This window comes from Streptomyces sp. NPDC029296 (genome assembly GCF_055569255.1).
Window position 1 is genome coordinate 1 of record NZ_JBVHXT010000027.1, and the last position, 22,041, is coordinate 22,041.

Here is a 22,041-nt window from a genome sequence, read left to right on the forward strand (position 1 = left end):
TCGCCGCTCTCTTTGGTGAGGGCTCGCTAGCTGTATGGGTTTTGTTTGCATCCTGCCCCCCCCTCCGTGGCTCCGGCGGTTTTGCCCCCCCCCCCCCCCGCCCCCGGGCGGCGGCGGACGCGGCCTCACGGCCGTCCGGAAGGCCTTCACCGCGCACGGCATCGTCCCGCACCGGGAGAAGGCCCTCGGCGTCGACTCCGACGTGCTGCTCTGCCGCGTCACCACCGCCGACTCCCGCCTCGGCGCGGGCGGCGGCCGGCGGGCCGCCGCCACCTCCGACGCGTCGGGCTCGGAGCCGTACTCGGTGGGGGCCGGCCGCACCGAGGGCAAGACGGTGGTGTGGCAGGCCCAAGGACCCTCCGGCGTGGAAGTCCTGGCCCGGCCGCTCGCGGGCGGGCCGGTGCGCACCCTGTGGCAGGGCCGCGGCGCCGGCACGGCCCTCGGCGTCGACGGCGACACCGTGACCTTCGCCTGCTACAACCACGGCGGCCGGGCCGGCGTGGCCTGCCTGAGCCTGCGGGACCCGGCGAACGTCGTCACGATCGGCGGCGGCACCCACCACCGGGCCACCTTCCCGGCCGTGGGTCACGGCGGGATCGTCTCCCAGGACCGGCAGCGCGTCCGCGCGCTGTACGAGTCCACCACCCGGCTGACCGACGTGGTCACCGGCGAGCGGACCGTGCTCCGGCGGACCGGGCCGGAAGCCGGCCTCGGCCCGACGGCCCCCACCGCCGGCCACGTCTACTGGCTGCTCGGCGCCGTCGGCCGGAACGGCGCCGCCACCCTGCGCCGCGCCGGCCTCGACGGCTCGGACGTCACCGGTCTCAGCCCGGGGACCGGACCCGACGCTCTCGATGTCTCCGAGGTGACGGCCTCCGCGGACGCGGTGACGACGGCCACAGGGGCGAGCAGTTCTCCTCCCCAGCGGCACCCGCGCCTGACTCCCGACGCACTCCGGCGCACCCGCCGAGAGCGGGTGCGCCGGAAGGAGGGACCGGGCCGGACCGCGGCTACCAGAAGTGGCGACGGCCGCCGACCGCGTGGCCCATGGATCCCATGATCCACAGGATGGCTCCCACCACCAGCAGGATGATGCCGATAGTCCACAGGATCGAGATGCCCGTGACGAAGCCGATGATGAGCAGGATGATGCCGAGGGCGATCATGGCGTGCCTCCAGCTGGTAGTGGTGCTCCTGCCGTCCGTGTGCCCCGAACGCGGCACACATCGCATCCTGCGGCGTAAAAACTTCGCATAACGGGACGGCCTTTGCCCGGCCGACGGCGGCCGTGAGCGGGCCAAGTCCTTCCGTGTTTCAAAAGTTCGGTCCGCAACGTTGCTTTCTGGTTGCGGGGGCCTCACATTACCTATCGGTAGAACTCCTCGGTAATCCCTCCCGGCGCGCCCGTGGCACCGGTATGCCCGTGCGTCCCGTGTCCTTCCCGGAAGGGAGAATGTCATGCCCATGTCATCACTGCGCCGTGTCCTCACCGCGGCGTCCGCGGCCCTCGGCGCCCTGGCCCTCGGTCTCGCCGCGGCCCCCGCCCAGGCCGGCACGTCCCTGGACTACGCCGCCCTCGGCGACAGCTACAGCGCCGCGTCCGGTGTGCTGCCCGTCGACCTCGGCAGCCCGCTCTGTCTGCGCTCCACCGCGAACTACCCCCACGCCATCGCCGCCCGGACCGGCGCCCGGCTGACGGACGTCACCTGCGGCGCCGCCCAGACCAAGCACTTCACCGAGTCCCAGTATCCCGGCGTCGCCCCCCAGGCCGACGCCGTCACCGCGGACACCGACCTGGTGACGCTGACCATCGGCGGCAACGACAACGGCACCTTCATCAACGCCGTGACCTCCTGCGGTGCCGCGGGCGTCTTCAGCGGCGGCAAGGGCAGCCCGTGCAAGGACAAGTACGGCACGTCCTTCGACGACGAGATCGACGCCAAGACCTACCCGGCGCTGAAGGCCGCGCTCGGCGCCGTCCGCGCCAAGGCCCCCCACGCCCGGGTGGCCGTGCTCGGCTACCCGTGGATCACGCCCGCCACCGCCGACCCGTCCTGCTTCGTCAAGCTGCCCATCGCCGCCGGTGACGTGCCCTACCTGCACTCCCTCCAGGCCCACCTCAACTCCGTGGTCCAGCGCGCCGCCGAGGAGTCCGGAGCCACCTACGTGGACTTCGCCGAGGCCTCCGCGGGGCACGACGCCTGCCGGCCGGCCGGCACCCGCTGGATCGAGCCGCTGCTGTTCGGGCAGAACATCGTCCCCGTCCACCCCAACGCCCTCGGCGAGCGGCGCATGGCCGACCGCACCCTGAGCGTCCTCGGCCTCGGCTGACCGGACACCGCCACGCCCCGTCTCTCACCGGCGGCCCCGGTCCGGCGGCCGGGCCCCGGGTCAGGCCTCGGCGAGCAGCGGATCGTACGGCGTCGAGCGGGCGCGGCCCGACATGAAGGACAGGAAGTCCCGGACGAACGCCCCGCGCGGGTAGCTGCCGTCGGCGTCGGCCAGGTCGCGGCGAAAGCCCCGGCGGAACAGCGCCCGGTACTCGTCCGCGTCGACCCGCTGGTCGCCGTCGGCGTCGGTGACGTCGAAGAGGACCTCGGCGACCCTGATCAGTGCGGGACCGGCGAGCGACGGCACGGCCTCGGCGTACTCCCGGCGGCTGACCCGGCCGTCGCCGTCGGCGTCGAGAGCCGCCTGGAGTTCCCGCCACCAGTCGGCGAACGCGTCGTAGAGCCGGGTCTCCGCCGGTTCGTCCAGGTCGAGGCGGCCGGCGATCTCCCGGGCCATCGCGGCGAGGTCGGGCCAGTCCAGATAGCCGTCCCCGGTCTGGTCCAGCACCGTGGCGAAGAACTCCTCCGCGCCGCGCCGCACACCGGTGTCCGCGCCCGGCTCCGGCTCCGGCGGCAGCGGAGTGATCAGCCGGACCAGGGCCCCGGCCCGCCGCATCCGGTCGCGCAGTGCCCGCAGCGTCCGGGCCCGGGGGTCGTCGCTGTCGGGGGAGAGGGCGAGCAGGTCCAGCACCGTCTCGGTACGCAGCCAGCCCTCCGGAAGGAACCGGGCGAGGCCGACGCCCAGATAGGCGCTCTGCATCAGGGTCCGGGCGCCGGGCAGTTCGGGCAGGCCCGCCCGCCGGCGGAACGGCTCCGGCAGGGACGCCACCGTGACCACGCCGATGAGCGGCCCCACGAGCGCCCGGCCGGCCGCCCACACCGTGGGCAGACCGTGCAGCAGGGGCGGCGCGGGCAGGTGGTCGAAGAGCCGGTAGAGGATGATGCGCATCGCCTCCGTGTGCTCCAGCTCCTCCTCCACCACCCGTTCGTAGTACGGCCAGAACTCGTGGACTGTGGGCGGAAGGTGCCGGGCATCGCCGTCCAGGGTGGCCAGATAGCCCCGGAACTCGCCGTACAGCTCCTCGATGGCTTCCTGCTCCAGCGGCTGCCCGCTGAACCGGCACATGGTGACGCTGCTCTCGAAGAGGGTCGCCACCACCCAGGCGCGCACCGCCGGATCCATCGCGTCGTAGGTCCGGCCGTGCGCGTCGGTGCCGCTCAGCCGGGCGTGCAGCCGGTTGAGCCGCGCCGCCTCCTTGCGCCGTACCTCCTCGTCGTCGCCGGACATGCGCTGCAGGCTCGTGATCGTGTTGCGCAGCCGCCGCCACGGGTGCGTCACGAACGTCGAGTTGTCGGCGAGGGCGGCGCCGATCTGCGGGTGCGCCGCCTCCAGCACGGTCGCCCGGATGATGGCCAGCGCCCAGCGCGGATCGTCGAAGAAACCGCGGAACCGGCTGCCCAGGCCGAAGAGCTGGTCGGCACCGGTGGTGGGCTGGGGCTCGTCGGCGCCCGTCTCGGTCACGTTCGTCGTTCTCCGTTCGCGTTCGGCCGTACGCCGCCGAAGCGGCGATCGCGCTGCTGATAGGTGTGCAGGCACTCCAGGAAGTGCGGTGCGCGGAAGTCGGGCCACAGGACCGGCGAGAAGATCCATTCCGCGTAGGCGACCTGCCAGAGCATGAAGTTGGAGATGCGTTGCTCCCCGGAGGTCCGGATGACGAGGTCCACATCGGGGGTGTCGGGGAAGGGCAGATGGGCGGCGAAGCTCCGCTCGTCCACGGCCTCGGCCGGCACCCCGCTGCGGATCAGCGACCGCGCCGCCGCCACGATGTCCCGGCGCCCGCCGTGATCGAACGCCACGGTCAGCGTCATGCCCCGGTTCCCGCCGGTCAGGGTCGTCAGATCGGCGAAGTCCCGGGCCAGCGGCGCGGGGATTCGCGGATCAGACACACCGAGGAACCGGCAGCGGATGCCGCGCGCGTGCAGCAACGGGGCGTGCTTGCGCACCACCCGGCGGACCAGCCGCATCAGGAAGTCGACCTCGGGACCGGGCCGTTGCCAGTTCTCCGTGGAGAACGCGTACAGGCTCAGCCATCCCACCCCGGCCGTGCGGGCCGCCTCGATGACGTCGATCACCGTCGTCTCGGCCGCGCGGTGCCCCGAGGTGCGCGGCAGCGACCGCCGTGCCGCCCAGCGGCCGTTGCCGTCCATGACGCACGCCACGTGCCGCGGCACCCCCCGGCGGCCCTCGTCCCGGACCGCACCGGAGGCGGAATCCTCCACGACTTCCTCCACCGTCCTGCCTGCTCCCGGCGGCCACGAGCGGGCCCGTGCCGCTGCCCGGCCCCCTCGGGTCGCGGGCCGGATCGTCCCCAGCAGACTGACAGCCGCCCGCCCGGACGGCGGGTCGGGCGGCCGCGGTTCACCCTTGGCACTGGTGTGCGGAACCCGGCGCGTACGCCGGTGCGCCGGGCAAACCCGGGCGGGACGGGGGGTTTTCCTCCGGTCCCGCACTGGGGCCCGCCCCCCGGCCGATCCGCCTGCCTGCCGGAATGAGGACACGGCGGGCGTTGCCTAGCGTGCGGGACATGGCATTTTCCTTACCCCGCACCGCGCCGCGCCGGCGCGCCGGACTCGTGGCCATGGCCGTGGCCTGCCTGCTGAGCGCCGCCCCCGCCGCCGTCGCACACCCGGCCCCGGGCGCGCCCCGCGCCTGCGGCCCGCACCCGGCGGTGAGCCGGTCCGTGCACCACCTGGTGACGCACGACCGCATCGCCGGCGCCGCCGTCCTGGTCACCGACCCCGGCCAGGCCGCCCCCTGCGCCCGCTGGACGGTGACCGACGGCGTGGCCGATCTGCGCACCCACCGCCCCATGAACGCCACCGACCGGCTCCGGGCCGGCAGCGTCACCAAGACCTTCACCGCGACCGTCGTCCTGCGCCTGGCCGCCGAGGGGCGGCTCTCCCTGGACGCGCCGGTCGAGCGCTATCTGCCCGGCCTGATCCGCGCGGGGGGTCACGACGGCCGCCGGATCACCGTACGGCAGCTGCTGCGGCACACCAGCGGGCTGCCCGACTACCTGGACGCGCCCGAGTGGCGGCACCCCGAGCGGGTGCGCTACCGCCACTTCGAGCCGCGCCGGCTCGTCGCCCGCGCCCTGCGGCTGCCGGCACCCGAGGGCACCTGGCACTACGCGACCACCAACTACCTCGTCGCCGGGCTGATCATCCGGGAGGTCACCGGCCACAGCCCGGAGGCGGAGATCACCCGCCGGATCATCGCGCCGCTGGGCCTGCGCGACACGTACTGGCCCGGCGACGACCCCCGCATCCGCGGCCCGCACTCGCACAGCTACTTCACCGCGGCCGACGGCCGCCGCGTGGACGGCACGGACTGGAACACGACCTTCGGCGGGGCCGGCGGCGCCCTGGTGTCCACCCCGGCCGACCTGACCCGGTTCGCCGGCGCGCTGTTCACCGGCCGGCTGCTGCCCCCGTCCCAACTCGCCGAGATGCGGCGGACGGTGGCCGCCGACCCCGACCGGCTCTGGCCCGGCGCCCGCTACGGCCTCGGCCTGATCTCCTCCCCGCTGTCCTGCGGCGGCACCTGGTGGGGCCACGCCGGCACCGTGCCCGGCGGCCACCGGGCGCTGGTCGCCACCGGTCCCGGCGGGCGCACCGTCGCCGTCGCCCTGAACGAGGTGCCCGCCACGCTCCGGGCCGAACTGGACTTCCTCGACGTCGTCGACCGGGCCCTCTGCGAGAACGCCCCCGCCGAAAGGACCTCGGCATGACCGGCACCCCCTCCCCGGACGACGGGCACCGCCGCCCGCGCCGCCCCCTCCCCCGGGCCGCGGCGGCCGTCGCCCTCGCCCTGGCGGGCGTGCTGTCCCTGACCGCCGCCCCGGCCTCAGCCGCCCGCCCCGCGGCCGACCCACTCGCCCGCTACCACCACCAGCACCTGCGCTGGAAGAGCTGTCTGCTCGGCCCCGACGACGCCACCGGCAGGGAACTCGACCAGGCCGGCGCCCAATGCGCCGACGTCACCGTCCCGTTGGACTACTCCCGCCCGGACGGCCGTACCCTCACCGTCGCCATCTCCCGCATCCGGGGCACCGACACCGCGCACCGCGCCGGTGCTCTGCTGCTCAACGGCGGCGGTCCCGGCGGCCCGACCCTCGGCGACCCGCCCTTCGTGCGCCGCGCCCTGCGGGAGGTGGCCGCGCGCTACGACGTGGTGGGCGTCGACCCCCGCTTCGTCGGCCGCAGCACCCCGCTGGACTGCCGCTGGCCCACCAGCAGCATGATCCGCGGCGCCGGCACCGGCCGCGCCGGTTTCGATCGCGAAGCCGGCTTCGCCGCGGACCTGGCCCGCCGCTGCCGCACCCACGCCGGCGACCTGCTGCCGCACTCCGGCACCCGCAACACCGCGCGCGACATGGACGTGATCCGGGCCGCGCTGGGTGAGCGCCGGATCTCCTACCTGGGCTACTCCTACGGCAGTTACCTCGGCCAGGTCTACGCGACGATGTTCCCGCGGCGCGTCGACCGGGTCGTCCTGGACGGCGTGATCGACCCCGCGCGCTACAGCCCCCGGCTGCTGCGCGACTCCGAGGAGGCCAACCGGCACGCCCTGCGCGGCTGGGCCGACTGGACCGCCGCCCACCACGCGGCCTACGGACTGGGACGCACCCGCGCCGCCGTGCTGGCGGCCGTGGAGACGGCCCGGTCGGCCGCCGCCCGCACCCCGCTGCGCGTCGGCGGCTACCGGGTGGACGACCACGTCCTGCCCGTCGTCGTCTTCAACGGCCTCTCGCAGGACGACCCCAGGGCCTACGGCGACTTCGCCGAGGGCGTGCGGGACCTGCGGCACGCCGCCGAGGGCCGGACCGTCACCCCGTCCCCGTGGTTGGCCTCGGTCCTGGAGTTCACGCTGACCGGGCACGACTCCGCCTACGGCAGCGCGCAGACGTCCATCCTGTGCGGGGACGTGCCCGCGCCCCGCGACCCGGAGACGTACTGGCGCGACCTGCGCCGCGCCGGGACCGGGGACCGCCTGTTCGCCGCGGTCACCAACAACATCAACCCCTGCGCGTTCTGGGATCCGCCGCGCGAGCGCCCCACCACCATCCGCGCCGACCTGCCCGCCCTGCTCGTCAACGCCACCGGCGACCCCCGCACCGTCTACCAGGGGGCCCGGGCGGTGCGCCGCGACTGGCCCAGCTCCCGCCTGGTCACCCTGCGCGACGCCGACCAGCACGCGGTCTACGGCGTGTACGGGAGCCCGTGCGTGGACGCCACGGTCAACGCCTACCTCGCGACCGGCCGCCTGCCGGCCGAGGACGTCGGCTGCCCCCGGCCCACCCGGCGAGACGGCGCGTTCGGTCCGGCCGGGGCGGGCGCCTGACGTTCCGTACATGACGCAACGACGTGCGCTTCTCAGCGGATCCACCACCTTCGAGGAGCGGATCGGTTACGCCCGCGCCGTGGTCGACGGGGACCGGGTCCATGTCTCCGGGACCACCGGGTTCGACTACACCACCATGACGATCTCCGACGACGTCGTGGAGCAGGCCGAGCAGTGCCTGCGCAACATCGGCGCCGCGCCGGCCGAGGCGGGGTGCGGCTTCGCGGACGTGGTCCGGGTGCGCTGTCTGCTCCCGGACCGCGCGGACTTCGAGCCCTGCTGGCCGGTGCTGCGCCGCTGCTTCGGCGACGTCCGGCCAGCCGCCACCATGCTGGAGTGCGGTCTCGCCGACCCTCGCATGAGGATAGAGATCGAGGTCGACGCCCGCCGCCCGGCCGGAAGGTGAACACGACGGCCGGCCCGCCTGCTACGGCACCACGGGCCGGCCGGTCAGCGGTGCGCGTCCGCCCGGCCCGGCCGCCTTCTCGCCGCGCCGCAGGATCCGTGCCTCGTGGGGCAGGAGGCGGGGGCCGGCCGCGATCAGCACCTCGCACACGGCCCGGGCCGGCACGAACCGGTGCACCGGCCGGGGGCGCAGCCGGGCGAGCGGCCCCCGCCGCCGGGCCATGCCGATGACCAGCAGGTCGTCGGCGGACGCGGCGACCGAGCAGAGCACCGGCCCGGCGGGGCCCCTGATCACCCGCCGTACGATCCGCAGGTCCGCCGGGGGCCCGCCCACCGCCAGATCGAAGGCCCGCTCCAGGCGGCGCCGCGCCTCGCCGGCCCACAGCCGGGCCCATGACGTCTCCGGCCGGCGTGCGTAGAGCGCCTCGCCCTCCGGTGGCTCCCAGGCGTGGACGGCCACCAGCGTCCGCCCGGTCGCCCGGGCCTCCCGGACACCGCGCCGCAGCGCGGCCAGTCCGGCGAGCGAGTCGCTCACCCCGACGACGACGTTTCCCGCCCGCTCGTCGTACGGGCTTCCCAGTGGTGCCATACCACCCAGGCTAGGAAGGCCAATACCCGCTCTGCAAAGCCAATTCGGGACAAGTGGCCTTGGGTGGATTCCGGAGGGCAGGGCCGGACGCAGGACGGTATCCGGCCAACCTCCGGCCGCCGGATCGCCCGGCCGCGCGGTGCGTTCGTGTCCGATCCCGGCGACCCGTTGTCCGGCATCCGGGCATGCGTGCGCCCGCCCACCAGTGCCCGGGCGACGGTGACCGCATGGCTCGCGGGCGTCGGCACGGCGGGCGAACCGGAGCGCCGATGATCGGCGAAAGTCCGAAAACGGCTGCCTGGCAGGGTTTTTGACCGCCCTGGTGATTAACCGGTGAACGATCTTGGGAAGGTTCCGGTGGTCGCCGACACGTGATCTTCACCGGCCCGGCCGGAGCCGTCGCGTGTCACCCGTCCGTCCCCGAGGGGAGGTGCAGTGATGAAGCTTCTTTTCGCCATCCGCAACCGGGTCGCCGCCGGCAAGAGCCTCAAGGCCAACGCCTGGTACCTGTGGTACTGATCCGCCCCGCGCCCGCGCGGTGACATCGTCGCCCGGCCGGACCGCACGGCGGTCCGGCCGGGCGACGGCGTCCCGCCGCGCACCGGACTTCCCTGACCACGCCCCCGTCCCGTATCGGAGGAGCCATGCCGCCGTCATCCACCGCGCGGGCGCGCACCACGGTGTTCGCCCCGCGGCTCGCCGCCCTCATCGGCGACCACCTGGGCCGGGACGTCTTCCGGCTGGAACCGGACACCGTCGGCGTCGCGGGCCCCGAGGTCGCCGACCGCATCCTGGCCGCGCGCCGGGCGACCGAGACCGAGCGGCCCACCTTCAAGCCGCTGCACGGGCGTTCCATATCCCGCTCCGAGGCCTCCGCCGTCACCCGCACCATCGGCAACGACGTGCGCGAGGCCCTCGCCCGGCCGCTGCCCGACGGCGTGGACCTCGCCGGCCCCTGGCCGCTGACCGGGCACAACTTCCTGCGTGACCTCATCCTCGGCCAGGACCCCCGCCGGCTGCGCACGCTGATGAGCCGCACCCTCGAACTGACCCCCAAGCTCACCTGGTCGGTGATCGCCGTCGGCGCCGCCCTGCCCGGCCGGCCCCGGCCGGACCCCCGGCTCACCGGCCTCGCGAACCGCACGGCCGAGGCCCGCGGCTACCAGGAACGGCGGTACGCCATGGGCATGTACCGCAGGGCCGCGGCCCCCGTCTGCTTCACCGTCTCCACCCTCGTGGCCAACGCCCTCTGGCTGGGCGCCCCGTTCGACGAGGGCACCTCCAACCGGAACATCATCCTGGAATCGCTGCGGCTGCTGCCGCCCTCGTGGAACATCCTGCGCAACGCCTCGCCCGAATACCCGGCCATCGACGACCGGATCGGGGAGCGGGACGACGTCCTGCTGCTGCCGCTGCTCTCCCACCGCGACCCCGCCCTCTGGGACGACGCCGACACCTTCCGCCCGGAGCGCTGGGACCACCTCGACCCCGACACCGCCCCCGGCTATCTGCCCTTCGGCCATGTGTCGGAACGCTGCTGGGGCCGCCACATGGTCATGCCGCTGGCGGAACTGCTGCTGGACCTGGTGCGCGGCTCCGGACTCGTGGTCGACCCCGGCCAGCGGGTCGGCCGGGTGCCGCTGCTCGGACTGCTGGGCGTGGAGGAGGTACGGCTGACCCGGCCGCGCTGACGGTCACCGCGCGGAAAATCCCGCCTCGGCCCGTTGGCCGCGCTCTGTATGTCAGGTAACCTGACATGAATAGCGCATGGAACCGGAGGCTCCGCATGACCATCGAATACGCCACCCGCTACCGGGCCCGCTCCTTCATCCCGCCGGAGCCGGGCAAGCCCTACTTCATCGAGAAGGGCCTGGGCGACCGGGCCCACCTGTTCGGCGACCTGATCACGGTCTACGCGGGCGGCGAGCAGACCGAGAACACCTTCAACTTCTTCACCTGCGAGGGCCCGAAGGGCGAGCTGATCCCCGCCCACTCGCACGCGGACACCTACGAGGTCTTCTACATCACCCACGGGGCCGTACGGCTCTTCGTGGAGGACCTCGAGGGCGAGCAGTACGAGAAGCTGCTCACGCCGGGTGACTTCGGATTCGTGCCGAAGAACTGCGTCCACGCCTACCGCATGGAGCGCCACCACTCGCAGGTCGTGGGCGTGGCCGCCGGACCGGGCGGCACCTTCGAGCGATTCTTCGAGTCCCTCGGCACCCCGGCCGAGGAACTGGGCCTGCCGGGCCGGCCGTTCGTGCCGGAACGGGAGAAGTTCGCGACCGTGCCCCAGCAGTACGACGTCCGGTTCCGCCCCGACCACCAGTGGCGCACCGGGAGCTGACGGCCGTGTCCCGTGCGGGGCGGGCGCCGCGTCCGGTGACACCGCGCGCCCCGGCACCGGGCACCGACGGGCGCCCGCTCACCACCGCCGGCGCCCGGACCCCGTTCCCCCGCCTCGCCCGCCGAGGGAACCCCCTGCCACCCGAGGAGCACCCCGTGCCGGAAGAAGCCGCACACCCAGCCCCCACACCTCATGACGTTCCGCGGTTCCCCCTGGAACTGCTGGCACCCCCCGACCCCGCCCGCCTGCCCCTGCCGCCGTCCGCCCGGCCCGCGCCCGGCGTCCGGCTGCTGCGCGGCGCCGTCTACGCCGTGCCCGACGGCGGCCGGCCGCTGGAGGCCGACCTGTGGCTGCCCGAGCCGGCGGACGGCCCGCTGCCGGTGGTCGTCTTCGTGCACGGGGGCGGCTGGCGCACCGGCCTGCGCGACGACCTGGGCCCGCTCTTCCGGCACCCGCGGCCGGACCCGTTCGCGCGGCTGGCCGGCTCCGGGGTGGCGGTGGTCTGTCCCGACTACCGGCTCAGCGGCGAGGCCCGGCACCCGGCCCAGCTGGACGACCTGCGCGCGCTGCTGGTCTGGCTGCGCGACCGGGCCGGCGAGCTGGGCCTGGACCCGGACCGGGTGGTCCTGTGGGGCGAGTCCGCCGGCGGTCACCTGGCCGCGCTGACCGCGCTCACCGCCGGGACGGCCGGCCCCGGCGGACGGGCGGCGACCGTGCGCGGCTGCGTCACCTGGTACGCGCCCACCGACCTCACCCGCCTCGCCGAGGACCACCCGCCGGGCCGCTTCGACGCGGAGGACCCCACCTCCCGGGAGGCGCTGCTGCTCGGGGCCGCCCCTGCCGCCGTCCCCGACGCGGCCCGGGACGCCAGCCCCGCGCTGCGGGTGACCCCGGCGGCACCGCCGTTCCTGCTGCTGCACGGTACCGAGGACGAGTTCGTGCCGTGTGCGCAGAGCGACCGGCTCGCGACCGCCCTGCGGGCCGCAGGGGTGCCGGTCGAACACGTGCGGGTGCCCGGCGCGAACCACCTGTGGGTGGGGATCACGGAGGAGGAGGCCGAGCGGTGCCTCGCGCGGACGGCCCGGTTCATCGCCCGGCACTGCGGTCGGGGAGCCGGGGAACAGGAGGCCGCACAAGGGGGAGAGGAGGCCGGGCAAGGGGAGCAGGGGGCCGGACAACAGGAGGATAATCCGCTGGGTATCCGACCTTCCGAGGAGCCATGAGTCACCGCGCCGCCAATCTGCCCCAGCTCCTGTCCGAGGCCCGCCGCTGGTTCGAGGACGCCTTGTTCGCCAGCATGGAGGCGGCGGGCGAGCAGCCGGTGACCACGGCGCAGGCGTCCGTCTTCGCGATGCTCGACGCCGAGGGCACCACCGTCTCCGAACTCGCCCGGCGGATGGGCGTCACCCGGCAGACCGCCCATCAGGCAGTGCACGGACTGATCGGCATGGGGCTGCTGGGGCAGGAACCCGACCCGGGGTCCGCCCGGCGGCGGCTGATCCGGATGACCGCCGAGGGCCGACGCGTGCACGAGCGCGCGCAGGCCACGATCGGGGTGATCGAGTCGGTCCTGCTGGAGCGCATCGGAGCGGACGCGGCCCGCGCCCTGGACGGCGCGCTGCGCTCCGACTGGGGCGTGCCCCCGCTCGTCGCGGCTCCCTGACCGGTCAGGAGGCCACGCTCCGCTCCCCGGCGGGGGCCGGGACCACCTCGATGCGCTGCACGGCCCGGCTGAGCACCAACACCCCCGCGACGATCAGCAGCGCCCCGCACAGCTCGGGCACGAGCCACCACCCGGTGCGGATCCGCTCGCCGAAGAGGGTGACGCCGAGGGCCAGGCTCACCACCGCGTCACCGATGGTCAGCGCGGGCTGCGCCGCGGCCAGCGGGCCGGCCTGCAACGCGTTCTCCAGCAGCAGCACGGCGGCGATCCCGGCGAGCGCGAAGCCGTACGTCTGCCAGGACCGCAGGAACGCCGCGAGGCCGTGGTCGGCGAAGGTGCCGCTCGCCGACTTCAGCAGGGCGGCGGTCAGCGCGTTGCCCGTCGCGGAGGCGCCCGCCAGCAGCGCGGCACGCCGGGCCGGGGAGCGCCCCCGGCCGGCCAGTCCCACCGCCAGGGCCATCGCGCCGGCGCACAGCAGCAGGGCCGGCAGCCACCGGCCCATCGGCGCCTGGTCGGTGGCGCCGTGCGGGGCCGCCGCCAGCAGCAGGACGGCGAGGCCCGCCAGGCAGCCGCCGACCCCCCACCAGCCCGAGCGCGGCAGCCGCCGGTGCATCAGCGGAGCGGCGATGAGCAGCGCGAAGGGCAGTTCGAGGATGAACAGCGGCTGCACCAAGGCGAGCGGGCCGTTGACCAGGGCCAGGCTCTGGAACAGCGCGGCGCACGCCACACCGGCCATGCCGATCACCCAGACGGGCCGGCGCACCAGCTCCGCGAGCAGCCGGAACCCGCCGCGGCTGCTGGCGGAGGCCGCCTTGCGCTGGCACGCGGTGCCCACGGCGTTGCTCGCCGCTCCCGCGACGGCGAACACCGCGGCGAGTTCGATCACGGCCGTCTCCTGCCTGCGGCAGACCTCCCGGCGGGAGGAATCGGACGCCTTCAGCCTACGGAAGGAGGCGCGCCCGCGCCGTACGGAGGCCCGCGCCGGGGGGCTCACCCGGCCGTGGAGGCCGTGGAGGCCGTGGTGCCGACGGTCCGCCACCGCGTCCGGCGCGGTGGCGGTCGCCGCGGCCCCGCCGGGCCGGCTCATCCGAACAGGGGGAGGCGGCAGGCCGCCGGGCCCAGGGCGGCGTGCTCGGCGTCGGTGAGGGCGGCCCGGCCGGTGCCCACCCGCGCGTAGTGGGCGTCGCTCCACTCCCGCGGTGCGGGCCGGCCGAGCAGCCCGTCGAGGGTGGCGCGCACGGCGGCCAGACCCTCCGGCGAGGGCTTCGGGGCGAGCGGGAGTGCCGCGATCAGGTCTAGGTGGTGGACGGTCGCCTCCACCGCGAGCGTGGTGAGCAGGTCGCCGGCCGTCAGCACATGCCCCTGCGTGCGCACCCGCCGCCCGGGGTCGGTCTCGCCGGCCGCGTGCACGACCGCCGCCAGCGTCTCCAGATACAGCCCCTTCAGCTGACCGAAGTCCAGGAACATGCTGCCGTTGACCCGCGCCCAGCGCCGGCCGTTCGCCGCCCCGGCGGTGCCCGGCGCCCAGTCCCGCCAGTACGTCGTCCAGTCCCGGTCGGCGGGCTCGTCCGTGGGCGTGTGCAGGGCCACCAGGGCGCGCTGGGCGTCCCCCACGCAGTGGAAGACGAGGTCGCGGACCGCCCAGCCGGTGCACCCGGTCGGCTGCCACGACTCCTCGTCGCCCAGCCCGGCGACGACCGCCGAGGCGGCCTCGTAGGCGGCGCGCAGCGTCCGCGCCGGACGCGAGGTGAACTCCGTCGACATGCTTCCCCTTCCCCCGTCGGCTGCCGGTCCGGGGCATCCTAGGCGGCCCGCCCCGACGGCCCCGGGCGGGGGCGTGGCCCGTACGGCGGCCGGGGGCCGGGACGCGCGCGTGACCCCGGACCGCCGCCGGGCGGTCCGGGGTCACCGGGAGCGGGGGCGTGCTCAGGCGGCGTGGCGCTTGGCCAGCTCGCGCGCCTTGACGGCGGCGTCCTCCAGGGCGCGGTCACGGGAGGCCTCGTACAGCGGGACCAGTTCGGCCATCTCCGGGTTCACGGACGCCATGGTCAGCTCGGGCACGATGAAGTCCACGTCCAGGCCGAGGCCCGTGCCCAGCGCGGCTTCGAGGTAGTTCTGCACGTACTCGAAGCCCTCGCGGGGGGTGCCCGGCGCGTAGGAGCCGCCCCGGCTGGCGACGACGGTCACCGGAGTGCCCTTGGCGGACTGGACGGGGCCCGCGGTGCGGCCCATCAGGATCACGTTGTCCAGCCAGGCCTTGAGGGTGGAGGGGATCGTGTAGTTGTACATCGGGGCGCCGATCAGCACCGCGTCGGCCTGCTCCAGCTCCTCGATCAGCTTGACGCGCTCGGCGAACGCGGCGGCCTGCTCCGGGGTGTGCGTGGCCGGGTCGGTGAAGCCGGCGAGGTGGGTCTCGGCGGTGATGTGCGCGACCGGCCGCGCCGCCAGGTCGCGGTAGACGACCGTGCCCTCCGGGTGCTCCTCCTGCCAGTGCTTGCGGAAGGCCTCCGTCACGACGCGCGAGGCCGACGCCTCGGCCGGGAACACGGACGAATCGATGTGCAGCAGGGTGGCCATGGGTCTCTCCAGAAAGGGCTGAAGCAGCCGGACGCCGGAAGCGCGGGCTGATGTTTCGTACTGGACTACTTTTATCACATGGACTTACTTTTATTTAGTCCCCTACGCGGGAGTAGTAGGCTGAGGTCATGGACGAGAACCACGACAGCGCGGCCTGCAAGCGGGTGGACGACGGCATCACCCGTGTCTTCCAGCTCCTCGGCAAGCGCTGGAGCGGGCCGATCGTGGCCGTCCTGGTGGGGCAGCCCGCCTACTTCGCCGACCTGAGACGGGCCATCCCCGGCATCAGCGAACGCATGCTCTCCGACCGGCTCGCCGAACTCGGCGCCGCCGGCCTCGTCCTGCGCGAGGTCGACGAGGGCCCCCCGCTGCGCGTCTCCTACCGGCTGACCGAGGCCGGCGCCGCCTTGGAGCCCGCGCTCCGCCAGCTGGCCCAGTGGGCCAAATCCCACCTGCCCGACGTCCCGCAGTGCACCGGGGTCGCCCTGGGCCCGTCGACCCGGGCACCGGGCTAGCACCTTCGGCCGGCGTGCCGCGCCGGCCGGGACCGTACCGGCTCAGTCGACCGGCCAGGTGTGCACCGGGGCGTTGAGATGCATGTAGTCGATGTACACCTGGGTCATCCGGCGCAGTGCCTCGTGCCGGCCGGCGTGCGCGGTGTCGGCCACGTGATGGAACATCTCCTTCTGCCACACCGCCCCGTTGCGCGCCGTCACACACCGCTGCTCGATCACCCCGAGCAGCGGCTCCCGCCAGGCCGCGTCCATGCCGGAGAGCTCCAGGCCGCAGTGCGCGAGCGGCAGCAGCCGACGCAGTACCAGCTCCGGTGCCGGCGCCTCGCCCATCCCCGGCCAGTACAGCGGCGCGTCGATGCCGAGCCGGGCGGCGGTGTGCAGATTGTCCTCGGCGGCGGCGAAGGACATCCGTGACCACACCGGCCGGTCCTCCTCCACCAGGGCGCGGGTCAGGCCGTAGTAGAAGGCGCCGTTGGCGAGGGTGTCGGCGACGGTCGGGCCGGCGGGCAGCACCCGGTTCTCCACCCGGATGTGCGGCCGGTCGCGGGAGACGGCGTACACCGGCCGGTTCCAGCGGTAGATCGTGCCGTTGTGCAGGGTGAGTTCGGGCAGTGCCGGAATGTCGCCGCGGTCCAGCGTCTCCACCGGATCCTGCTCGTCGCACAGCGGGAGCAGCGCCGGGAAGTAGCGCAGGTTCTCCTCGAACAGGTCGAAGACGCTGTTGATCCACCGCTCGCCGAACCACACCCGGGGCCGCACCCCCTGCACCCTGATCTCCTCCGGGCGGGTGTCGGTGGCCTGCTCGAACAGCGGGATCCGGGTCTCGTGCCACAGCTCCTTGCCGAACAGGAACGGCGAGTTGGCCGCGAGCGCGACCTGTATTCCGGCGATCGCCTGCGCCGCGTTCCAGTACCCGGCGAACTCCTCCGGCGACACCTGGAGATGGAACTGCGTACTGGTGCACGCCGCCTCCGGGGTGATGGTGTCGGCATAGGTCCGCAGCCGGTCCGCCCCGTCGATCTCGATGCGCAGGTCCTCGCCCCGGGCCGCGAAGATCTGGTCGTTCAGCAGCCGGTAGCGGGGGTTCTCCGACAGCGCGCCCTCGCCGATCTCCTCCTGCCGCAGGGTGGGCAGGATCCCGACCGTGATCAGCCGGGCCCCGACCGACCGGGCTCGCTCGTCGGCGTGGTTCAGCGCGGCCCGGATCTCCGCCTCCCAGGCGTCCGGACCGCCCGCGGTCAGCCGCCGGGGCGGAACATTGATCTCCAGGTTGAACCGGCCCAGCTCGGTGGACCAGGCCGGGTCGGAGATCGCCGCCAGCACATCGGTGTTGCGCATCGCCGGCTCGGCCTGGTCGTCCACCAGGTTCAGCTCCACCTCCAGGCCGACCTGGGGCCGCTCCGACTCGAAACGCGCCTCGCGCAGCATCCGCGCCAACGCGTCCAGGCACCTCTGCATCTTGATCCGGTACCGGCGGCGGTCCTCGCGGGTGAAGACGAGCGCCGGGACGTCCCGTCCCATCGGCCCTCCAGGTCCCCTCGTCGGTCACCTTCCCCTCCAGCGTCGCACCGGGGGATCCGGCACACCACGCGGGCCGGGGGCGCGCCTTGCGGCACCGCCCCCGGGGACGCGGCCGACCGGCCGGTCAGGTGGTCTTGCGGGCCACCGCGCCGTAGAAGCCGATCTCCTCGGAGCGGGGCGGCGGCGGCGCGTCCGGGCGCCAGAACGGCACCTGGGCGAGGCCCGGTTCGACCAGCTCGAAACCGTCGAAGAACCGCTCCACCTCGGCCCGGCGGCGCAGGTGCAGGGACGCGGTCGCGTTGGTGTACACGTCCTGGGCGGCGGAGCGGTCGGCGAAGTCGCCCGTGGCGTGGGAGAGCACCAGGAAGCTGCCGGCGGGCAGCGCGTCGCGCAGCGTGGCCACGATCTCGGCGGGCCGGTCCGTGTCGGCGAGGAAGTGCAGGATCGCCACGAGGAGCAGCGCGACCGGCTGATCGAAGTCGATCAGCTGGCGGACGTCGGGGTGGTCCAGGACGGCGCGCGGATCGCGCAGGTCCCCGAGGACGATGCGGGTCGTGCCGGACCGGCTGAGCAGGGCGTTGCCGTGCGCGGCGACGATCGGGTCGTTGTCGACGTAGGCCACGCGCACGTCGGGCGCCGCCGACTGGGCGACCTCGTGCACGTTCGGCGAGGTGGGCAGCCCGGTGCCGATGTCCAGGATCTGCCGGACCCCGCTGCCCACCACGTACCGGACGGCGCGCTCCAGGAAGGCGCGGTTCGCCCGGACGCCGATGCGGGCCTCGGGGGCCGCGGCGACGAGCGCGTCGCCCGCCTGCTGGTCCACCTCGTAGTTGTCCTTGCCGCCCAGCAGATAGTCGTAGATCCGCGCGGGGTGCGGTCTGCTGGTGTCGATGGTGACGGCCTCGTAGCCGTTCTCTGTCACGCTGTGCTCCTCTCACCGGCCGGCCCGGCCTCGGTCCGCGGCGGCCGGGCCCAGCCTCCCATACCAACTTCCGGGGTCGTCACGGGAGTTCCCGCAGGCCGTCGGGCGGGCCGGGCGGCCCGGGGGAGCCGCCTTCCGGCCACCGGCCGGAGGTGCCGGCGCGGGCCGCCCGGGGGTCTCACCCGGCCGGCTCCGCCAGGTGGCAGGCGTGCCGCCGGGGACGGAGAGTCGGAGCGGGGCCGACGGCGCGGACACGTCCGCCGGCCGTCCCCACGGACCGGCACGCCGCCTCGGCCGCCCAGGCGACGGCGGGCCGCCCGGCAGGGGCGGGGAACGGTGAATCCATGCGCTCGGGCCGTTCCCCGCTCCGTCGGCCGCCGGGCCGCCATACCCCTTCGCCCTTTGCCCCTCGTCCTTCGCCGTACGCGGGGCGAGAGAAGAAAGGGGTGGGCGGCAAGGGCGCCCGCGTTACCGTGACCTCCCCTGGCCGAGGACCCGCGTCCCCGCCGGGAGTGTGTCCTCCCGCCTGGGTCGCCGCGCCCGTCCCGGCCCGGCGCCCGGCCGGTGCCGTTGCTCAGAAATGCGTGCCGCCGTCGACGCGGATCTCGGTCCCGGTGATGAACGCGCCGTCCCGCGAGCCGAGCATCGCGACGACGGACGCCACCGTCTCCGGCCCGGCGAACCCCTGGCCGAGGGCGGGGGAGAGCTTCGCGAACAGGCTCATGTCGGCGTCGGCGGGCAGCCCCGGCCCGCTGCTCCGCCCGCTGGCGCCGCTGCCGTCGGTCATCCCGCTGGAGATGGAACCGGGCTGGACGGCGGTGAAGCGGACGCCCCGGCCCGCGTACTCGGCGGCCAGCGCGTGCGTCATCGACTGGATGCCGCCCTTGCTCGCCGCGTACGCCGCCATATAGGGGTGCGCGAAGGCGGCCGAGGTCGAGCTGAAGTTGACGACCGCCGCGTCCCGGCCCGCCAGCAGGGCCGGGAGCGCCTCGCGGATCACGAGGAACGTGCCGACGAGGTTCACCTGGAGGACGCCGGTGAACTCCTTGAGGCTCGTCTGGTGCGAGTGCGAGGAACGCAGGATCCCGGCGGCGTTGACCAGCACGTCCAGCCCGCCGAGCGTGTCCGTCGCGGCGGCGACCCCGGAGCGTACGGAGGCCTCGTCGGCGACGTCGACGACGAGGGTGGTGAGCCGGTCCGCGCAGTCGGCGGCCTTCTGCGCGGTGTCCCGCAGTCCCCGCTCGCTCACGTCCGCGGCGACCACGCTGCCGCCCTCGGCGAGGACGCGCAGCACGGTGGCCTGGCCGATGCCGGAGCCGCCCCCGGTGATCAGCACGCGGCGGCCTTCGTAGCGGTTCATGTGTTCTCCTGCCCGGCCCGCCGGGGTGCGGCGGGCCCTGTGCGACGCCGGTTCTCTTGCCGTCCGGCGCCCCGATGTCCTTCACGTTACGCCTTGGTGGCACGTTTTGCCATTTCGTCAATTCATGCCTTCCGGGTCGGCCGGGCCGTAGTCTTCTGGGATGAGCACGAAGCCGCCCCCCTCCCTCACCGAACGGCGCAAGGCCGCGACCCAGCTCGACATCGCGCACGCGGCGGCGGAGCTGTTCGCCGCGCAGGGACCGCACGCGACCACCGCCGAGGAGATCGCCCGGCACGCGGGTGTCGCGCTGCGCACCTTCTACCGCTACTTCCGCTCCAAGCAGGACGCGGTGAGCCCCCTGCTCGCGGCCGGAGCCGACCGGTGGCGGGCGCTGCTGGAGGCGGCCGAACCGGGGACCGGCCTGTTCCGGGCGCTGGAGACGGCGGTGAAGCGGTCGCTGGCGGCACCGGACGAGGAGGCCGCCGCGGCGCTGGAGCGGACCCGGGGACTGCTGCGGGCCGCAGCGGACGATCCCGCGCTGCGCGCGGTGTGGTACCGGGTGAACCAGGAGTCGGAGGAACGGCTCGTCCCGGTCGTCGCCCGGCTGGCGGACGGATGCCCGGACGCCCTGGGGGTGCGCCTGGTGGCGGCGGCGGCCACGGACGCGATCCGCATCGCGCTGGAGACCTGGGCCGGCACGGAGGCGGGCGTCACCGGAGAGGGCTCACCGGCCGCGCTCGCGCTCCGGTGCCTGCGCCAACTCCTCGGCGGGACAGAGGGGTTGCCGCCGGTCGGTGACCGGTAGGACGCCCGGCGGCCGGCCGTCCGCGCCCCGTCCCGTCCGGGGGCCGTTGTCAGTGGGTGCCCCTACGGTGAACAGCAGTCGGGGACCCGCCGGAACGGCCGCGGGTCCTTCTGGGGAGGGGTGTGCCATGTCCACGGGGTCCGCGGTGTCGACGACGTATCTGGAGCTGTCGCAGGAGGACGGCGGAGCGCACAAGTTCTACGAGGTGAGCGTCGACGGCCGGGTGGTGACGGTGCGCTACGGCAGGATCGGCGCCGCCGGGCAGACGCAGACGACCACGTTCTCGACCGAGGAGAAGGCGCGGGCCGCCGCCGCGAGGAAGCTCGCCGAGAAGGCCCGCAAGGGATACGCGCCGGCCGTCCGGGGACAGCGCGCCCCGCGCCCGCTGACCCGCCGTCAGATCAGCTCGGCGCCGTCCACGGCGCGGGCCGTGGCACCGGTGCTGTGGCGGTTCCGCACCGGCTCCGCCGCGTTCGGCATCCATGTCGACGACGACCGCTGCTGGGTGGGCAACCAGGCCGGTGACGTCTACACCCTGGACCACGAGGGCGCCGTGCTGGCCCGCTTCAGCCTGCCGGACGGAGTGAAGTGCCTGGTCGCCGACGACTTCTGGATCTACGCCGGCTGCGACGACGGCACGGTGTACGACCTGTCCTCCAAACCGCCCTTCGCCGCCTACGACATCGCCGCCGACGTCGACATCTTCTGGCTGGACATCCACGAGGGCGTCCTCGATGTCTCGGACCGCTCCGGCGGTCTCACCGTCATCGACCACGAGGACGAACACCAGTGGTCCCGCCGCAGCCAGGGCGAGCACGCCTGGATGGTCCGCGCCGACGACCGGGCCGTCTACCACGGCCACCACCGGGGCGTCACCGCGTACGCGCCCGACGGCGGCCGGGAGCTGTGGCACACCCCGACCAAGGGCGGTGTGCTCTTCGGCTGGCAGGAGCGGGACGCGGTCTACGCGGGCACCGCGCACCGCGTGGTCCAGCGGCTGTCGAAGGCCACCGGCGCGATCGAGGCGACGTACGCCTGCGACGGCGCGGTGTACTCGTGCGCCACCTCACCCGGCGGCCGGTTCGTCTTCGCCGGCGACGCGGCCTCCTCCGTCTACTGCTTCGACCAGGACGGAACACGGCTGTGGAAGCTCGGCACGGGCGGCGGCTCCGCGCTGTCGATGCAGTACCACGACGAACGGCTGTACCTGGTCACCACCGACGGCTCCCTGGTGTGCGTCGACGCGAGCGAGGCGGCCGTCGCGGCGGCCCAGCAGGGCACGGTGCCGGTGGTGCGGGACGTCAAACTCGCCGCCGCCACGCCGACCTACGCTCTGGCCACGGCCGTGTCCGCGGTCTCCACGGTCGACCGGGCGCCCGCCGGGGCGATCGTGGTCGAATGCGTGCAGGAGGGCGGCCGGGTCCGGGTCCACGTGGTCTCCGACGGTTACGACCCGTCCTGGAACGTCCAGTTCCCGCGCGCGATACGCCGGCCCGGCGCCCGCTACGTCGTGGACGCCCTGCACCCGTCGGCGGGCGGTTTCTACCGAGTCCGCGGCGACATCCACCGCCTCCTGTGAGCCGTCGGCGGCGGGGCGGGCCGG

General features: G+C 74.5%; 23 protein-coding genes. 13 read left to right on the forward strand and 10 right to left on the reverse strand.

Annotation, left to right across the window (positions count from 1 at the left end):
• Positions 1 to 202 precede the first annotated feature (202 nt).
• Positions 203 to 1,060, forward strand: coding sequence for a hypothetical protein (locus tag ACZ4W9_RS23265; RefSeq protein WP_467938807.1), 858 nt, complete (start codon positions 203 to 205; stop codon positions 1,058 to 1,060).
• Here the strand turns inward: ACZ4W9_RS23265 and ACZ4W9_RS23270 are convergent.
• A complete protein-coding gene (locus ACZ4W9_RS23270; protein WP_467939006.1) occupies positions 1,011 to 1,166 on the reverse strand; it encodes a DUF6131 family protein in 156 nt (51 codons plus the stop codon). The two genes, ACZ4W9_RS23265 and ACZ4W9_RS23270, sit on opposite strands and share 50 nt — an antisense overlap.
• Before the next feature lie 292 nt (positions 1,167 to 1,458).
• On the opposite strand from ACZ4W9_RS23270, the gene ACZ4W9_RS23275 reads away from it, so the two are divergent.
• Entirely contained in the window at positions 1,459 to 2,331 is an 873-nt protein-coding gene (locus ACZ4W9_RS23275) for an SGNH/GDSL hydrolase family protein (RefSeq protein ID WP_467938809.1), read from the forward strand.
• 60 nt (positions 2,332 to 2,391) lie between these two features.
• Here the strand turns inward: ACZ4W9_RS23275 and ACZ4W9_RS23280 are convergent, their stop codons facing one another.
• Positions 2,392 to 3,852, reverse strand: coding sequence for an oxygenase MpaB family protein (locus ACZ4W9_RS23280; RefSeq protein ID WP_467938811.1), 1,461 nt, complete (start codon positions 3,850 to 3,852; stop codon positions 2,392 to 2,394).
• Entirely contained in the window at positions 3,849 to 4,538 is a 690-nt protein-coding gene (gene uppS, locus ACZ4W9_RS23285) for a polyprenyl diphosphate synthase (protein WP_467939008.1), read from the reverse strand. The genes ACZ4W9_RS23280 and uppS overlap by 4 nt, the downstream gene beginning before the upstream one ends.
• 377 nt (positions 4,539 to 4,915) lie before the next feature.
• Here uppS and ACZ4W9_RS23290 point away from each other — a divergent pair, with 377 nt between their 5' ends.
• Genes ACZ4W9_RS23290 through ACZ4W9_RS23300 form a run of 3 tightly spaced genes read left to right on the forward strand, consistent with a single transcriptional unit; the run spans position 4,916 to position 8,140 of the window.
• On the forward strand, positions 4,916 to 6,121 hold the full coding sequence (locus ACZ4W9_RS23290) for a serine hydrolase domain-containing protein (protein WP_467938813.1): 1,206 nt from the start codon (positions 4,916 to 4,918) through the stop codon (positions 6,119 to 6,121).
• Entirely contained in the window at positions 6,118 to 7,734 is a 1,617-nt protein-coding gene (locus tag ACZ4W9_RS23295) for an alpha/beta hydrolase (RefSeq protein WP_467938815.1), read from the forward strand. Before ACZ4W9_RS23290 ends, ACZ4W9_RS23295 begins: the two co-directional genes overlap by 4 nt.
• 10 nt (positions 7,735 to 7,744) lie before the next feature.
• The gene (locus ACZ4W9_RS23300; RefSeq protein WP_467938817.1) at positions 7,745 to 8,140 is read left to right on the forward strand and encodes a RidA family protein; all 396 of its coding nucleotides are present in this window, start codon (positions 7,745 to 7,747) and stop codon (positions 8,138 to 8,140) included.
• A gap of 21 nt (positions 8,141 to 8,161) precedes the next feature.
• Here the strand turns inward: ACZ4W9_RS23300 and ACZ4W9_RS23305 are convergent, their stop codons facing one another.
• Positions 8,162 to 8,728 carry a universal stress protein gene (locus ACZ4W9_RS23305; RefSeq protein WP_467938819.1) on the reverse strand — a complete coding sequence of 189 codons (567 nt, stop codon included), beginning with the start codon at positions 8,726 to 8,728 and terminating at the stop codon, positions 8,162 to 8,164.
• Positions 8,729 to 9,166: 438 nt separating this feature from the next.
• Between ACZ4W9_RS23305 and ACZ4W9_RS23310 the strand changes: the two genes are divergently transcribed.
• The 5 genes from ACZ4W9_RS23310 to ACZ4W9_RS23330 all read left to right on the forward strand — a co-directional run bounded on the left by ACZ4W9_RS23310 (position 9,167) and on the right by ACZ4W9_RS23330 (position 12,738).
• A complete protein-coding gene (locus ACZ4W9_RS23310) occupies positions 9,167 to 9,247 on the forward strand; it encodes a tryptorubin family RiPP precursor (protein ID WP_234470579.1) in 81 nt (26 codons plus the stop codon).
• 125 nt (positions 9,248 to 9,372) lie between these two features.
• Complete coding sequence (locus ACZ4W9_RS23315; protein WP_467938821.1) at positions 9,373 to 10,419, forward strand: cytochrome P450; 1,047 nt, start codon at positions 9,373 to 9,375, stop codon at positions 10,417 to 10,419.
• A gap of 95 nt (positions 10,420 to 10,514) precedes the next feature.
• A complete protein-coding gene (locus ACZ4W9_RS23320; RefSeq protein WP_467938823.1) occupies positions 10,515 to 11,075 on the forward strand; it encodes a quercetin 2,3-dioxygenase in 561 nt (186 codons plus the stop codon).
• 155 nt (positions 11,076 to 11,230) lie between these two features.
• Entirely contained in the window at positions 11,231 to 12,298 is a 1,068-nt protein-coding gene (locus tag ACZ4W9_RS23325) for an alpha/beta fold hydrolase (RefSeq protein WP_467938825.1), read from the forward strand.
• Positions 12,295 to 12,738 (forward strand): MarR family winged helix-turn-helix transcriptional regulator, encoded by a 444-nt coding sequence (locus tag ACZ4W9_RS23330; protein ID WP_467938827.1) that lies wholly within the window; start codon positions 12,295 to 12,297, stop codon positions 12,736 to 12,738. Before ACZ4W9_RS23325 ends, ACZ4W9_RS23330 begins: the two co-directional genes overlap by 4 nt.
• A gap of 4 nt (positions 12,739 to 12,742) precedes the next feature.
• Here ACZ4W9_RS23330 and ACZ4W9_RS23335 read toward each other — a convergent pair whose 3' ends face one another.
• From ACZ4W9_RS23335 to ACZ4W9_RS23345, 3 genes are all read right to left on the reverse strand, one after another.
• Positions 12,743 to 13,624, reverse strand: coding sequence for a DMT family transporter (locus tag ACZ4W9_RS23335; RefSeq protein ID WP_467938829.1), 882 nt, complete (start codon positions 13,622 to 13,624; stop codon positions 12,743 to 12,745).
• Between the two features lie 197 nt (positions 13,625 to 13,821).
• Positions 13,822 to 14,502, reverse strand: a complete 681-nt coding sequence (locus tag ACZ4W9_RS23340) for a maleylpyruvate isomerase N-terminal domain-containing protein (RefSeq protein ID WP_467938831.1) — start codon at positions 14,500 to 14,502, stop codon at positions 13,822 to 13,824.
• A gap of 162 nt (positions 14,503 to 14,664) precedes the next feature.
• Positions 14,665 to 15,315 (reverse strand): FMN-dependent NADH-azoreductase, encoded by a 651-nt coding sequence (locus ACZ4W9_RS23345; RefSeq protein ID WP_467938833.1) that lies wholly within the window; start codon positions 15,313 to 15,315, stop codon positions 14,665 to 14,667.
• Between the two features lie 128 nt (positions 15,316 to 15,443).
• Between ACZ4W9_RS23345 and ACZ4W9_RS23350 the strand changes: the two genes are divergently transcribed.
• Positions 15,444 to 15,830 (forward strand): winged helix-turn-helix transcriptional regulator, encoded by a 387-nt coding sequence (locus ACZ4W9_RS23350; RefSeq protein ID WP_467938835.1) that lies wholly within the window; start codon positions 15,444 to 15,446, stop codon positions 15,828 to 15,830.
• Between the two features lie 42 nt (positions 15,831 to 15,872).
• Here the strand turns inward: ACZ4W9_RS23350 and ACZ4W9_RS23355 are convergent, their stop codons facing one another.
• The 3 genes from ACZ4W9_RS23355 to ACZ4W9_RS23365 all read right to left on the reverse strand — a co-directional run bounded on the left by ACZ4W9_RS23355 (position 15,873) and on the right by ACZ4W9_RS23365 (position 19,633).
• Positions 15,873 to 17,351: a glutamate-cysteine ligase family protein gene (locus ACZ4W9_RS23355; protein WP_467938837.1), complete on the reverse strand. Its 1,479-nt coding sequence runs from the start codon at positions 17,349 to 17,351 to the stop codon at positions 15,873 to 15,875.
• 124 nt (positions 17,352 to 17,475) lie between these two features.
• Positions 17,476 to 18,273, reverse strand: a complete 798-nt coding sequence (locus ACZ4W9_RS23360) for an SAM-dependent methyltransferase (RefSeq protein ID WP_467938839.1) — start codon at positions 18,271 to 18,273, stop codon at positions 17,476 to 17,478.
• A 574-nt stretch (positions 18,274 to 18,847) separates the two neighbouring features.
• A complete protein-coding gene (locus ACZ4W9_RS23365) occupies positions 18,848 to 19,633 on the reverse strand; it encodes an SDR family NAD(P)-dependent oxidoreductase (protein WP_467938841.1) in 786 nt (261 codons plus the stop codon).
• Between the two features lie 160 nt (positions 19,634 to 19,793).
• Here ACZ4W9_RS23365 and ACZ4W9_RS23370 point away from each other — a divergent pair, with 160 nt between their 5' ends.
• Together ACZ4W9_RS23370 and ACZ4W9_RS23375 are read left to right on the forward strand one after the other, a co-directional pair.
• On the forward strand, positions 19,794 to 20,438 hold the full coding sequence (locus ACZ4W9_RS23370) for a TetR family transcriptional regulator (RefSeq protein ID WP_467938843.1): 645 nt from the start codon (positions 19,794 to 19,796) through the stop codon (positions 20,436 to 20,438).
• 127 nt (positions 20,439 to 20,565) lie between these two features.
• The gene (locus tag ACZ4W9_RS23375) at positions 20,566 to 22,017 is read left to right on the forward strand and encodes a WGR domain-containing protein (protein WP_467938845.1); all 1,452 of its coding nucleotides are present in this window, start codon (positions 20,566 to 20,568) and stop codon (positions 22,015 to 22,017) included.
• Positions 22,018 to 22,041: the final 24 nt, after the last annotated feature.